At 40.9% G+C, this 13,776-nt stretch carries 15 protein-coding genes and 2 pseudogenes; all 17 read left to right on the top strand.

Going from position 1 to position 13,776, the window contains the following annotated elements; all coding sequences use genetic code 11:
* The first annotated feature begins 22 nt into the window (after positions 1-22).
* The gene (gene terL / locus G6554_RS18750) at positions 23-1,729 is read left to right on the top strand and encodes a phage terminase large subunit (protein ID WP_347564330.1); all 1,707 of its coding nucleotides are present in this window, start codon (positions 23-25) and stop codon (positions 1,727-1,729) included.
* A gap of 42 nt (positions 1,730-1,771) precedes the next feature.
* Positions 1,772-3,298: a phage portal protein gene (locus tag G6554_RS18745; protein ID WP_166244637.1), complete on the top strand. Its 1,527-nt coding sequence runs from the start codon at positions 1,772-1,774 to the stop codon at positions 3,296-3,298.
* Positions 3,291-3,524, top strand: a pseudogene (locus G6554_RS25610) (Gp49 family protein); the annotation flags it as partial. The gene G6554_RS18745 and the pseudogene G6554_RS25610, both read left to right, overlap by 8 nt.
* A 72-nt stretch (positions 3,525-3,596) precedes the next feature.
* A pseudogene (locus G6554_RS18740) lies at positions 3,597-3,851 on the top strand (DUF2829 domain-containing protein); the annotation flags it as partial.
* 152 nt (positions 3,852-4,003) lie between these two features.
* Entirely contained in the window at positions 4,004-4,699 is a 696-nt protein-coding gene (locus G6554_RS18735) for a phage scaffolding protein (RefSeq protein ID WP_242637889.1), read from the top strand.
* 21 nt (positions 4,700-4,720) lie between these two features.
* Positions 4,721-5,845, top strand: coding sequence for an SU10 major capsid protein (locus tag G6554_RS18730; RefSeq protein WP_166244633.1), 1,125 nt, complete (start codon positions 4,721-4,723; stop codon positions 5,843-5,845).
* 51 nt (positions 5,846-5,896) lie between these two features.
* On the top strand, positions 5,897-6,097 hold the full coding sequence (locus G6554_RS18725; RefSeq protein ID WP_166244631.1) for a hypothetical protein: 201 nt from the start codon (positions 5,897-5,899) through the stop codon (positions 6,095-6,097).
* A gap of 15 nt (positions 6,098-6,112) precedes the next feature.
* A complete protein-coding gene (locus tag G6554_RS18720) occupies positions 6,113-6,463 on the top strand; it encodes a hypothetical protein (protein WP_166244629.1) in 351 nt (116 codons plus the stop codon).
* Positions 6,417-7,256 (top strand): hypothetical protein, encoded by an 840-nt coding sequence (locus G6554_RS18715; protein ID WP_166244627.1) that lies wholly within the window; start codon positions 6,417-6,419, stop codon positions 7,254-7,256. Before G6554_RS18720 ends, G6554_RS18715 begins: the two co-directional genes overlap by 47 nt.
* A 3-nt stretch (positions 7,257-7,259) precedes the next feature.
* Positions 7,260-7,661 carry a hypothetical protein gene (locus G6554_RS18710; RefSeq protein WP_207627685.1) on the top strand — a complete coding sequence of 134 codons (402 nt, stop codon included), beginning with the start codon at positions 7,260-7,262 and terminating at the stop codon, positions 7,659-7,661.
* Entirely contained in the window at positions 7,658-8,014 is a 357-nt protein-coding gene (locus G6554_RS18705; RefSeq protein WP_166244622.1) for a hypothetical protein, read from the top strand. Before G6554_RS18710 ends, G6554_RS18705 begins: the two co-directional genes overlap by 4 nt.
* A gap of 5 nt (positions 8,015-8,019) precedes the next feature.
* A complete protein-coding gene (locus tag G6554_RS18700; protein WP_166244620.1) occupies positions 8,020-8,454 on the top strand; it encodes a hypothetical protein in 435 nt (144 codons plus the stop codon).
* Positions 8,455-8,895: a phage major tail protein, TP901-1 family gene (locus tag G6554_RS18695; RefSeq protein ID WP_166244618.1), complete on the top strand. Its 441-nt coding sequence runs from the start codon at positions 8,455-8,457 to the stop codon at positions 8,893-8,895.
* Between the two features lie 68 nt (positions 8,896-8,963).
* A complete protein-coding gene (locus tag G6554_RS18690) occupies positions 8,964-9,329 on the top strand; it encodes a tail assembly chaperone (protein ID WP_166244616.1) in 366 nt (121 codons plus the stop codon).
* Positions 9,330-9,400: 71 nt separating this feature from the next.
* Positions 9,401-9,643 carry a hypothetical protein gene (locus tag G6554_RS18685; RefSeq protein WP_166244614.1) on the top strand — a complete coding sequence of 81 codons (243 nt, stop codon included), beginning with the start codon at positions 9,401-9,403 and terminating at the stop codon, positions 9,641-9,643.
* A 19-nt stretch (positions 9,644-9,662) separates the two neighbouring features.
* On the top strand, positions 9,663-13,073 hold the full coding sequence (locus G6554_RS18680) for a phage tail tape measure protein (RefSeq protein ID WP_166244612.1): 3,411 nt from the start codon (positions 9,663-9,665) through the stop codon (positions 13,071-13,073).
* 12 nt (positions 13,074-13,085) lie between these two features.
* Positions 13,086-13,776: distal tail protein Dit (locus G6554_RS18675; RefSeq protein WP_166244610.1), on the top strand; the 691-nt coding region annotated here is incomplete at its 3' end.

Raw genomic sequence — 13,776 nt, 5'->3', positions numbered from 1 at the left:
GAGGTGCGCTGTTTTGGCGTTTGTGGATGGAGCATGGCTCGACCGACCTGCGCGACAACAGCGCATCGACGAGCTGGAAGAAGAAAATAAACTGCTTCAGAAAGTTATAGCGGGCCCGGAAGCAACAAATTATGACCTTGATCAGCTGGAGCTTAACCTGGAGTTATTGGAAAAGTTAAAGCGGGTCCACCGGGCTGAGTATGATTTGCTGTATATGACATATGAGTATTTTAGCGATGAGCGCAACCCGGAAAATGAATCGAACTTGATTCCAGCGGGTCAGATTTTAGAGGATGCTGCGGAGTTTCATCAGGAACTTTGCGGTCTTCTTGACGAGATAACCGAGGGCATAATTGATACGAACGTAGGCTGGTCAGTGGGACGGAATCATGCCAAGACAGCCTATCTATCAAACTCATATTTGTGTAAAGAAGTCGTCTATCGACACAAAAAATATATTGTAGAAGTTTCCGAGACGACCGATGTTGCCGGAGACTTTATTAAATGGACCGTAAACCAGCTGAAGTTTAACCAAAAGCTTCGAGATGATTTCGGTCCATTGTTGCATCCACGACCAGCCATGAATGAAGTAGACAACAAGTATGAATTCATTACGTCGACAGGAACGAAGGTGGAAGCAAAAGGGACAGGTACCCAGATGCGAGGCTTGCGGCACTTATCGTACCGTCCGGATTTATTTTTGCTAGATGACCTGGAGTCAGGGGAGAATACCTCGACTGCAGAAATGCGTAAAAAGAATCTGCATTGGTTTCGATCCGAAATGTTGGAGGCTTTAGGTTTTGGCGGCACATGTATTTATATGGGGACCATCGTGCATTACGATTCACTGTTAAATCATGTCCTAACAAAACGTAAAGACTTTACATCACGTAAGTTTCCGGCGATTCTGTCCTGGGCAAAGCGGGAAGACCTATGGGAAGAATGGCGGCAGCTATACAACGAAGATAGGGAAGACGCGAAAGAACGAGCTGACGATTTTTATGAAAATAACATAGAGGAAATGCTTAAGGGTACCGAGGTATTGTGGCCCCAGCGTTATTCCTACAAGTATTTCATGGAAAAACGTGAGGATATGGGTACCCGGGCATTTAATCAGGAGTATCAAGGGAATCCAATCGACGAAGAATCTCAGGTCTTTAAGCCCGAGCAAATGGTCTATTACGTCGAAACTGATTTAGAGGATAAAGAATTCGATTATTTCTGCGGGATTGACTTTGCTATGGGGAAAGAAAAGGGCGACTATGGCGCAATTATCTCGTTGGCCAGAAACCGAAAAACGCAAATTTGTTATGTGGTGGATGCGTTTATTGAACGGGTACACCCCGATAAGTTACTAGAAAAAGCAGTTGAATTGACTCTTAAATTCCAGTATGAGGGTATGGCCGTTGAGGCGCAGCAAGCACAGGAATGGTGGGCAGAGAAACTAGAAGAGGCATTACAAAAAGAAGGGTACCCATCGAAAACTAGACTTAAACAAATCAAGCAGCGGACGAGAAAAGCACTGCGGATCGAGTCTCTTTTGCCTGATATCCAGACGGGGAAAATTCGATTTAAGAAAATTCAGCTATTGCTTTTAGAAATGTTTGAACTATATCCGAACCATAATCACGATGACGGGCCAGATGCATTGCAGATGGCTTTTTCTATTGCTGGCGGAAAGAAAAAACGGAAAGCCGGTAATGCTGGTTCTTATCGATATGCAAATTAGAGAAAGGAGGGGATTACCATCGTTTTTCCTGACAGAAATTTAATGAACCCCTTTGTTTTTGAACAGCCTCTACAAATCGCACTAGGTTACAACGAATATCAGCGAATTGTTGAGGAATTACAGCTCTATAAACGATATGAAGGCTCGATTAATGTCTGGACAGCCCATGAGAAACCGAAAGACCTGGACTATGAGCCGACGCAATTAAACATAAATTATCTGCGAAGATTGGTTGATACGATAGCGGCATGGCAATTTGAAAAGGAACCGAAAGTATCCGTTGCTCCGGAAGTCCTAGATGATCCTGCACTTATGTTGTTACCAAATTATGAGCCATCAGACGAACAACAGACAGAGAATAGCCGGTCAAAAGCGAAAGAACGTCTCTTGCAGTGGGTATGGGATGATAATCGCATGCACGAAAAGTTGCTAGGTGCAGCCAAAGACCGGTCAATAAGCCGTACCGGTGTCTATGCGCGTTTGCACTACGACAAGCGGCGCGGAGAATTAAAAATATTGTGGCATCCGTCGTATGAAGTTATTCCAGTTTATAACGAATGGGATACAGATCAGCTCGATGCGATTCATTTTTCTGCTTGGTTAGATGAAGAAGGAACAAAGCTATGGAAACTATCTTACTACCTAGTGTGGAAAGGTGAAGAGGACAACGGCTTTTATGATTGCGAAATTGAAGAAGCTGTATATGATTCAGGATTAAATGTCGTTGATAAGAGAGTAGAAAGACAATCAATGGGTTTGGATTTTATCCCAGTTGTGCCCATTCCTACCGAGAAATTATCAGGTGACTTACACGGTTTTTCCGAGTTGGAAAAAATGATCGATATTGCTGATGAAATCGACATAAAAATGAGCGACTATTCGGATGCTCTACGCTTCGAAATGTTTGCTATTACGCTTTTAGTCAACGTTGAAGAGGATCCTAAGAATCCATTAAGGATTAGTCCATCAGCTAAATGGAATCTAGGTGAGGGAGAAGAAAACAGTAACCCTGACGCTAAAAAGCTGGAGAGTGGCTTTAAGTTCAAGGAAACGATTGAGGCCTATCTTGATCGCATGTATGAAGCATTACATGAAATCAGCGAAGTGCCTATCGTTAATACAGCGGAAATGAAAACTGGCGGGATAAATGATATGGCGCTAAAGCTATTATTCTCGTCAATTATTTCGAAAACGCAGCGGTCATGGATTATCTGGCAATCCCGTTTACAAACCTTGAACGAGTACATTTTGCGGTACATGAAAGCCAGGCAAGAGCATTCTCGTTTTAAATACGACAAAAAATGGCTTTCTCAAGTGGATGAGTATTATTACAGTAAAATCATTTTTGGTTTGCCGTTGCCGCAAGACCAAAAAGCATTAGTCGAGCAGTTGGGCGAGGAAATTGCTACGCAAATCGAATCGATTAAGGGCGCTATTACTCGTAGCGGTAAGGAAAACGCCGAGGCTAAATTGATGGAGATAATTGCGGAGCGTAATTTAATGCGGCAGTCGCAGGATCCGTATAACGAAAATAATAAAAATGACAATGGGGAGATATTAGATGAGTAAAAATACAGTAACTCAACAACAAATAACAGAATTGTGGACTTCTTCTAAATGGGAAGTAACAAAATTAGGTGAAAAAACATGTGTAGTTTCATGCACAACTCCAAGTGGATTTGTGATTGTAGAGTCTTCCAACTGTGTTAATCCTGCAAATTACAATGAGACAATTGGTTATGAAATCTGCAAAGAACGAATTATCAACAAATTATGGGAATTAGAAGGATATAAATTGCAATCACACTTCGCTGAAACCGAAGGATATACCACTGAAGATCTTGCGGAAGTAGGAGCAGAGTTTGGTTTTGATGTTGCACTTGCAATTTTAAAAGAGGGTGGAAAGGTTGCTCGCAAAGGCTGGAATGGTTCAGGTATGTTTGCATACTACGTTGAACCAGCAAGTTATCCAGCAAAAATGGAAGTAATCAAGGGAGTCTTCGAAAACGACATGGTACCATATCGTGGGTACTTCGCTCTTAAAACAGCTCAAAATGATGTAGCCACATGGGTACCAAGCGGTTCTGACATTTTAGCGGAAGATTGGGTAGTAGTTAAATAATTTAGGCTAAGGATGAGAGTTCCTTAGCCTTTTCTATGTATCTCGAAAATTGTCCTACGATATGACAAAAACTATCGGTTTATCAATCTAACAGCCTACTCGGGCTATAAACGTGGGAGGAAAAACACATGTTTAAAAATTATGTTTTATCGATGCTAAATGGAACATCATATCAACCAATTTTAGCCCCTGATGGCGGAGGAGGCGGTACACCACCACCTAACCCAGAACCACCTAAGCCTGCCGACAAAACTTTTACACAAGAAGAGCTCGATAAAATTGTTGCTGATCGTTTAGCACGAGAAAAGAAAAAATACGCGGACTATGACGAGAAAGCAAAGAAATTGGATGAGCTTGAGAAAGCGGAGGAAGAACGTAAAAAACAAGCTATGTCAGAAGCTGAACGCTTAAAAGCCGAAAAGGAAGAAGCTGATAAAAAGGCAATCGAAGCGGCTGAACAAGCGAAAAAAGCCCAGGACGCAGCTAATCAACGAATCTTAAATACTGAGATTAAAAGTATTGCCCGCTCCCTTAGTGCTAATGATCCTGCGGATGTTTTAGCGCTCCTTGATAAATCATCCGTCGAAATTGACAATGATGGAAACGTCAAAGGTGTAGAGGAAGCGGTAAAAGCACTAAAGGAATCAAAGCCATGGATGTTTAAAGCACCAATTGGTGCAGATGCTGGAGGCGGTGGAAATCCTGCAAAACATCCAAACCCGAATGAGTTAACCGTGAAGGAAAAAGAACTGGAAGACCTAAAGAAAGAAGCTCTTAAAAATCCTCGGTTGGCAGGGAAAGTAACAAAATTATTTAACGAAATTTTGGAATTGAAGAAGAAAAAATAATAATTTTTAGGAGTGGTTTACATGCCAGTACAATTAACGTATGATTTCCAACAACAAATTCGCCAAATGCAGGCGAATGTCGATTTAATTTTAGCGAAGGCTCCGGTATTATTCGGTCTAATCGGAACAGGTGATGCTTTAACACAAACTAAATTCGAATGGCAGAATGACTACCTCAACAGTGACATGGGTATTGTAAAAACGGCTGCTCTAGCGGCAGACACTAGCATTACTTTAAAAACAGGAGAGGCTCGTAAATTTACCGTAAATGCATTAGTGCAAAACGGCCTTGAAGTATTACGTGTTACTGCAGTAGACGAAGCGACTGACAAAATCACAGTTACCCGTGGTTTTGATACTACAACTCCGGAAGCCATTGCAGCAGATGCAGAACTGAAAGTAATTGCACGTCCTCGTCCTGAAGGAGAAGACACTTTCCGGAAAAATGAGATTAACGACCGCTTGGTGTCATTTAACTATTCTCAAATTTTCAGCCGTTATGCTGCAGTATCTCGCACCCAACAGCAGGTTAACACTTACGGCGTTGAGGACGAGCTCGATTACCAAGTCAATCTTCGTCTCCAAGAAATGGTTAGGGAGCAAAATAACTCTTTAATCTATGGCCGTAAGTATGTTGGTTCAGCAAGCCAGCCTCGCACAACTGGCGGGTTGTTCGCATTTGCGAATGAACAAGGATCTTTTAATAAAGATTTTGCCTCAGCTGAGATCAGCGCTAAAGGTTTAAATGATGCAGTAGAAGCTGTGTTTACTCGTGGTGGGTCTGTTAATACCATCCTTTGTGCACCAAACCAAGCACGACAAATCACTAAACTAGCTGGAAACACTATTCAGACTAGCCGTGGCGAAACACAAACTGGCCATCAAATTCTTTCTTTTGTCTCTGATATGCCTGGTGGCGCAATTTCCAGCGTCGTTGTTGATCAAAACATGCCTAAGGACCGTGCGCTTTTACTCGATGTTGATAAAATCAAAGCACGTTATTTAACCGAAGCGTACGACCAAGACGCGACATTAGCCGGTGGAGACTACTTCTCTCGTGTAATTCGTACTGAGGTAGGTTATGAAATCAAAAACGCAAAGGAATGCGTCGCTGTTCTTTCTAACATTTCTAAGACTATTTCCTAATGAGAGGCGAGCCTTTGTGCTCGCTTTTTCTTTCAGTGAAAGGAGCTATATATGGCAAAGTATAAAACATTACCAAACTACGAACTTTTTCGTCCAGAGATACATGTAAGATTTAATTTTGACGGTATCTATGAAACTGAAGACAAAGATGAAATTAAATATCTTAATAAGTGCGCTCCTTTTATAGAGCGTGTAGATAAACCGAACAAAAAGACGGGAGAAAAAGACCTAGATAATGGCAAAGAAAAATAACGGAGGTGACTCCGTATGGAGATTTATGGACGGTTAGAAAACCGTTTAAATAAAGTACCAGGCATCACTTTATCTGATATAGGTTCGTGGTCAGCAGAAGCTGAAAAAGAATCCGGTCTCACAGAAGAAGAAAACGAAAACGCAGTTTTTTATCTTGCACTTGCTATTGCTTACGAAACTATTGCTGGCAATGCTGCACATTATTTTAAATTTACTGACGGTGAAGAATCGGTGGACAAGTCGAACATCTTTTCGAACTATATAAAACTAGCAAAAGAAGCCCGAAAACAATACCGGAAACAGGTAAGGGGTCGCTACGGTGCCAGTCAATCTCATGTGGCTAGGGCGGATGAGTATCATGAATAATCAGGAGAAATTAGATGACATTTTTAAAAAGCTAACTGTAGGTTATAAAAAGCTAAACAAAGACCAAATTGCCTTTGCAATCAAGGAAATTTCGAGGGTACGAGGCGATTTAGCGGACATACTTGCAGATTATGCTGGAAAAGATGGCGTAATCAAAAAGCAGCGACTTTCCCGTTTACTTCGTGAGCTTGATGAAGTCGAAGTATTGATTCGAGAATATGGAACAACGGCTATGGATGCCATTATTCGTGATTCTGCAGTCTTTGCTTCTACCGGCATTAATGTAGGTCTAGCAGCTATTGGTGCTAAAGTTGTTGCTCAAATGGAACGTTTAAATCGTGACGTCTTTGAGTATGTCGTAAAACGTTTTGGTGAGGATGGGCTAGTGTTATCTGATCGTGTTTGGCGTCTAAGCGGGGATATGCGTGATAATTTATCGAAGGTGATACGTACCGATATCTTAAAAGGTGAATCCGTCAGTACCATGATTGCGAACATACGTCGCGTGCATGAGAACGAGACCTGGAAGATAAAAAGATTAGTCGTCACGGAAGGCAATACAGCTTATCGGACTGCTACAGCCATGAACGCTAGTCGTAGCGAAGTTGTGACAGCATTACGTGTCCATCGTGGATTAGCGAATCGCCCAGAACATCGTTGTACTCAACTAGAAAAACTAGACAGGTACGGAATGGGTCCAGGACTTTATCCTCCCACTGATCAGGAAATCTATAAGATGCATGTAAGTTGCACCGGTTTTCTAACTTACGAACTAAATGAAGATTATCTCTAGGGGGTGATTACGCTGTTAACACAGGCTGATATTGATTTTATGAAACAGACGCGCATGGAAATAGTTTCAAATCGTGAAATTCCTATCGTATTGATTTATGATGTTGAAGGGATTAAGGATCCTATAACTGATGAGGTTATCGGTGGAGAAGAAAATGAAAAGTCAACAACAGGCGTAGTCACTGAAATTTCGTCTCAGGGTACGATTGACCGTTTTTTGACCAATGGTATCTTGGTAGAAAAGGGAGATATCTGGTTTAGTGTCGTGATAGAGGAGTTAGTTGATATCTATGAAACCATTACAGGTGCCATTTATGATGGCAAACACTATGAAATTCAATCTAAGGACAAAAAAGGTATCGGTGAGAGAAATCGTGCAGAGTTTGTTGGGAGACTGATTTCATGAGTAATCGACTATTTACCGTGAGGGTTACAGGGCTTGATAATGTCTTAAAAGCTTTAGACTCAGCTGAGCTAGCCAGTGACTTGGATCAAATAACAGAGACCTATGCGCGAAAAATGGCCAACGAATCTGCAATAGGTGCTCCAAGGAAAACTGGTAAACTTAAGAATTCCTTTCCTCCAAGTGTTCAAAAAGAGGATGAATGCGTGTGGGTGTTTGGTTCTGATTTACCTTATGCTTTAAGGCAAGAGTACGAGCACCGAACGAAAAAAGGATTTGTTCGTAAATCGGTTTGGAATAATCGTGAGGCGTACAAAAATAAAATCCGAGAACGTCTAAGTCGAATGGGGCGCTGATTAATATGCAATTAAACCTGCAGCACTCTATAAAAACTCACTTGGAAGCAGAAACAGGTATCCCAGTAATATGGGTGTACGATGGTGTAAAACTACCTGCAGAAAAGCCCTTTATTACTATCGAACAGATGCAAAATAATAATGAAATTATATCGAAACTTCGCGAATCGATACAAACCACGTATCGGTTCCAGGTTGGGTTACATGCAAATTCAGCAAGTGAGCGGTCACGTAAACAGGAAGAAATACAACAGATATTTTTATTTGCTGAGATGGAATTATTAGACGCAGCTACACCGGGCAAATCGCTCGGTTTTTTTAATACAAATTTAACAGCTGAAGTACCTATGCCAGCTGATGATTTAAGTGATAAAACAAGCTATCATCGTGTTTATTTCGATATCGAGGTAGACATGACATTTAATAGGAGGCGGTTATAGATGGCAATCGAATATCGTGGTGAGGAAATATTATTTGCAGTATCCATTCCACCTGAAACTACAGGTGAACCCACAATTGTGCGGCCGTTTAACCAAACTGGTGGTTCTACGAATATTTCTGCTGATTCTATCGATTTAGATACAAAGGACAAAACAGGTTCTGACTATGGAAAAGTAACTCAGGAAGTCTCTCTTGAGGGTGTATTGTCCGAGGGAGATCCGTTTATCCCTTACATTAAAAAGGCTATTCGCAAAAAGGAATTCGTAAAAATTTATGAAATTGATACCCGCACGAAGAAAGCGGAGTCTGGGATGTACATGATTTCATCCTTCGAAAAATCTTTTGGTAATGGTGATTTTGCGACTTATTCATTAAGTGGATCTTTAAATGGTGAAGTAACAGAGGAAACATTAACAGAAGTGCCGGAAGGTGCGGAGTAAGAACTAAGGCGAGCTTTTAAACAGCTCGCTTTTTTAATTTTGAATATTACCGAGAGGGGTTTTTATAGATGGCACGTTTTGAGGTTGAAGGAAAAGAATACGAACTAAAGCTAAATTTTGAAAGTGTAAAGCACTTGAATGGACAATTTGAAGGAGGTTCTATGGAACTGATTGGCCGTGCCATGATGGGAGATTTAGATACCTTCACCAAAATTGTTCACGCCGCACTTTTTCATGCTGGCCAGAATTTTTCTTATTCGGTTGTAGAGAAAGAAATCGAAAAAGCATTTAACGAAGAAAAATTGGACATGGACTACGTTTTTAAAATTTCGAATGAGGTAGTCCTAGAAAGTTTTTTCTACAAAGCAACAGCGGACAAGCTACTCAAGAGCGATCCGAAAGCGGCGGAACAGTACAAAGCACTAATGAGCTAAAGAAAGAATTCGAAATAGACCAAGCAATATTTGATGGTTGGAGGTACTTAGGCCTCCGACCAAATGAGGTAATGGCTCTTACGCACAAAGAATTTCATATCCTCATGAAAGCTGAGAAAGAGCGCGGTTTTGATGAGATGGAAAAAGAAGCACGAATCGCTATTATTCGAGAATCTGCTCATAGGGCAAAGAAAGCAAAGGCAGCGGATTTGTTTAAGCGGCCTATCGGAGAGATGGATGAAGCTGTGTTACAAGAAAAAGTTGACCAAGCCGAGCATGCTTCTGAATGGTTATCGCAATTTGAATTCAAGTAACCAGGAAGGGAGGTAAGCCATGAACATCCCAGGAATTGTAGTTAAAATCGGTGCAGATATATCAAACCTAACAAGTAACCTTAGAACAGCCACCGCGCAGGTGGCTAATTTTGTAAGGGAACAAGAAAGAGGATTTAAAGCTTTAGGTGATTTAGGAAAAATTGTCACAGGTTTTGGGGTAGCAACCGCAGGCGGATTAGGTATGGCAGTTAAAACAGCTGCTAATTTTGAATTTGCTATGAGCCGTGTGGCCGCTTTAAGTGGGGCGACAGACAAAGAATTAAAACAGTTAACAGCTACTGCGGAAAAGTTAGGTAGGGAAACGAGCTTTACAGCATCCCAGGCGGCAGAAGGTATGCAGTATTTAGCGATGGCCGGTTACAAAACAAACGATGTAATCTCGGCTATGCCTGGCCTTTTAGCAATGGCCGCAGCGGGTCAAACAGAATTAGGAGAGACTGCGGATATAGCTTCCAATATTCTTTCCGGATTTGGTTTAAAAGCAAGCGAAACAGCAAGGGTTGCTGATATTTTAACTAAGACTTTTACTAGCAGTAATACAGATTTACGTATGCTAGGTTATACGATGAAATATGTAGGACCTGTTGCTAAAGCCTCAGGACAATCCCTTGAAATGATGGCGGCATCGGCTGGTATTTTAGGTAATGCAGGTATCCAAGCAGACTCAGCTGGTACAGCGCTGAGGATGATGTTAATCCGTTTAGCAAAACCTCCAAGAATGGCAAAGGATGCTTTAAAACAACTGGGTATTACTATTAGTGACTCCCAGGGAAACATGAAGGATTTATCCGTTATTATAGGAGAATTGTCAGAAGCTACAAAAGATATGGGTGAAGCTGATCGACTTGCGGCGATTGCTAAAATATCTGGAACAGAGGCGTCTGCAGCAATGCTAGCTTTAATGGACGCAGGCCAAGGCACTATCGAAAAGTTTACCAAAGAACTTGAAAATTCGGGTGGGACCGCTGAAAAAATTGCGGCTAAACAGTTAGAAAACTTGAAGGGTCAATTGATTATTCTATCGTCCGCTATAGAATCAGCGGCAATTTCGTTTGGTAATGCCTTGCTGCCAGCGTTAAAAAAAATTACAAGTGGTATTCAATCGTTTATGAATTGGTTTAACGGATTAAGCGAGGCAACAAAGAGTTTTATAGCCATTAGCGCCGCGCTTTCAGCAGTATTCATGCTAATTGTCGGCCCGATGCTAATCATGGTGGGATTTTTACCATCTATCATATCCGGATTTAGTTCGATTGCTCTAATGCTTGGTATGACCTCTAAAGCTTTACTTAGAGTTACTGCTATTTCATTTGGTTGGATTTCGGCCATTTTACTCATTGTGTCAGCTTTGGTCATTGCCTATAACGAGTGCGAATGGTTTAGAAACGCAGTAAATGCAGCCTTGTCATGGATTGTCAAAGCGACAAAAGCTGTAGGTGAAGCAATTAAGATAGCGTTCGGTGTAGCAGTTGATTGGTCTATTCAAAAGATTAACCAGTTTAAACCTGCTTTTTCTGCAATAGGGTCATGGTTCAGCGAAGCATTTATCGGAGCACTGTCAGCGATATCTTCTTTTTTTAGCAAACTTAATGAGAAGTTCGGGATAGTTGAAAAAATTGTAGATTATGTTAAAAGTTCATTTGATACAGTTGGCGGAATCATAGCAACCATATCCCCTCTGCTCGCGCGTTTGGCCCTTGGATTCTTGGGAGTATCAGGACCTATCGGTTGGATTATAGCGACTGTCATCAGCTTAATGGCTACCCTTTTTAAGCTATCAAAAACAAATGAAGATGTTCGTGCGGCATTTGAGTCTGTGTGGAACGGTATAAAAACTGTATTTACGTCTGTTTTGTCGGTCGTTAAACCGATACTTGATGCATTTGCTAAAGCATTTATTGAGTTAGCCCCTCAGTTTGCTGAGACTGGTAGAGTGATAGGGGAGAGTTTAGTAACATTGGGTCCGACTTTTTCACAGTTAGGTCAGGCTTTTTCGGGTTTAGTTGTTGCAATCATTAGTCTCTTACCGAATTTTATGGAAATCGGAAAAGCAGTTGTTCACGTCGCTGTTACAGTATTACCACAATTGTTAAGTGTCGCAGAACAAGTGTTTAAAGGCATGTTAACAATTGTTAGTAATGTTTTACCGATTATCATAAATTTAATAAACACAATTGTGCCTATTATCTTAGCAATCGTAACGAATGTGCTTCCAATGCTGTTAAAAATATTCGTAAGCGTGTTCCAAATGATAGTTTCGGTAATTGTCGCAGTCATGCCGGTTATTATTGGATTGATCCAAGCGTTAGTACCGGTAATAACGGCGATTGTTACAACAGTACTACCGTTGTTGCTCTCGATTATACAAGCGGTATTTCCAGTCATTTTAGCTATTATTCAGGCAGTTATTCCAGTGGTTATAGCAATAATAAAAGTGGCAGCTGACATCATAACAAATGTACTGGTTCCAGCGATTGCCTTTATTTTATCCATTGTACAAGCTGTTTTTCCGGTTATTGTTTCAATTATCGATGCCGCCCTAAAAATTGTGATGGGCATCATCAAGGTAGTAACAGGCATTATAAAAGGCGACTGGAGTACAGTTTGGAGTGGGATTAAGAGTATCTTTGCCGGTGTATGGGAAGCGATTAAGGCTATTGTTATCGGAGCAATAAACTTGATAAAAACAATTATTAGCGGAGCCTGGTCATTAATAAAAGGACTAACAGAAACGGTTTGGAACGCTATAAAATCCCTATTTTCTTCGGTCTTATCCGGGATAGTAAGTATTGTCACTTCTGGGTTTAATGCTATGGTTTCTATTATTGGTTCAATTTCAAACACAATAAAAGATGTTATCCAAACAGCTTGGAATTCTGCAGTTAGCTTTTTGCAGAGTATTGATTTAGTGGAGATCGGTAAAAACATTCTGCAAGGGTTAATTAAAGGTATATCTTCGATGACCGGAGCTGTAAGGGATGCTATCACTGGAATTGGAAAGAAAATTAAAGATGGATTTACGTCGTTTTTCCAAATCCATAGTCCATCAAGACTGATGTCGAATAAAGCAAAGTTTATCCCTCTCGGCATTATCGACGGAATCAAGAAGATGCGAGGCCGGATTGTAGCTGCAACTGCTCGAATGTCCGAATGGATGACTCCTGATATCCCGAGTGTTTCTATGGCTTATGACACCCCATCTGGCAGCTATGCTTCACTTAATTCTGCTATTAACGGAACTGTGGAAGTAAATCAACGGGACTCAGCTTTAATCAATATGATTGTCCGATTGGAAAAGAAATTAACAAATTTAAAGGTGGAAATGGATTCGCGTGAAGTTGGTAGAATTGTAGAACCGACGGTAACTGAACAACAAGAATTTAATTCAAATCGAATGAAAAAATTTTAGGAGGTGGTCTCATTGCTAGTATCTGTCGAAAACATGATATTCAACGGAATCGATTTATCGCAAAGGTTTAAATCTGAAAAAGGTTATTTTATCGTAAACGATGTTCGAGGGCGTGGGATCACATCCGACGATATTCAGTTATTAAAGATGCCTGGAATGCCTGGTGCGTTTGTATCTGAGGAGAGCATACCAGAAAGAATCCTTGAAGTGGACATTAGCTTGAAAGGAGAAACATTTGAAGATTTACGCAAAAAAATTGAGGAATTAAGCTCAATTTTACATTCTGGTATTTCTCCTATAATTTTTGCTGATGAAATTGATAGAGAGTACTATGGGAAACTAGGAAAAGTAGAGGATCGAAATGAAAAATCTTGCTTATATCAAGCCACACTTTATTTCACCTGCCCTGATCCCTACAAGTACGGGGCAGAAAAAACAGCAGACACCCTAAACGGCATGGCAACCATCATCAACAATGGTACAGTCGAAACCCCACCCATATTTACGCTAAACGTCATCAAGCCGACCACTTATATCGATGTGGTAACAGACGATGCTTATATGCGGTTAGGACAGATACCTAGTGCTGATAATTCCACATTCGACCCTGTTACAACTATTTTGAATGACCCATTATCATCCACGGTTGGATGGGCACCAACTACCTTTCCTGTTGATGTAGGTGTGATAAATAGTGATGGTA

This window comes from Bacillus sp. MM2020_4 (assembly GCF_011250555.1).
GTDB lineage: Bacteria > Bacillota > Bacilli > Bacillales > Cytobacillaceae > Neobacillus.
The sequence above is the reverse complement of the archived record's forward strand: the minus strand, read 5'-3'. Positions and strand labels throughout refer to the sequence as shown.

What these genes read in the sequence shown, in the direction of transcription:
- G6554_RS18745 (WP_166244637.1), top strand. Translation starts at nt 1,772, where the DNA reads ATGAACCCCTTTGTTTTTGAACAGCCTCTACAAATCGCACTAGGTTAC.
- G6554_RS18735 (WP_242637889.1), top strand. Translation starts at nt 4,004, where the DNA reads ATGCTAAATGGAACATCATATCAACCAATTTTAGCCCCTGATGGCGGA.
- G6554_RS18730 (WP_166244633.1), top strand. Translation starts at nt 4,721, where the DNA reads ATGCCAGTACAATTAACGTATGATTTCCAACAACAAATTCGCCAAATG.
- G6554_RS18725 (WP_166244631.1), top strand. Translation starts at nt 5,897, where the DNA reads ATGGCAAAGTATAAAACATTACCAAACTACGAACTTTTTCGTCCAGAG.
- G6554_RS18720 (WP_166244629.1), top strand. Translation starts at nt 6,113, where the DNA reads ATGGAGATTTATGGACGGTTAGAAAACCGTTTAAATAAAGTACCAGGC.
- G6554_RS18705 (WP_166244622.1), top strand. Translation starts at nt 7,658, where the DNA reads ATGAGTAATCGACTATTTACCGTGAGGGTTACAGGGCTTGATAATGTC.
- G6554_RS18700 (WP_166244620.1), top strand. Translation starts at nt 8,020, where the DNA reads ATGCAATTAAACCTGCAGCACTCTATAAAAACTCACTTGGAAGCAGAA.
- G6554_RS18695 (WP_166244618.1), top strand. Translation starts at nt 8,455, where the DNA reads ATGGCAATCGAATATCGTGGTGAGGAAATATTATTTGCAGTATCCATT.
- G6554_RS18690 (WP_166244616.1), top strand. Translation starts at nt 8,964, where the DNA reads ATGGCACGTTTTGAGGTTGAAGGAAAAGAATACGAACTAAAGCTAAAT.
- G6554_RS18685 (WP_166244614.1), top strand. Translation starts at nt 9,401, where the DNA reads ATGGCTCTTACGCACAAAGAATTTCATATCCTCATGAAAGCTGAGAAA.
- G6554_RS18680 (WP_166244612.1), top strand. Translation starts at nt 9,663, where the DNA reads ATGAACATCCCAGGAATTGTAGTTAAAATCGGTGCAGATATATCAAAC.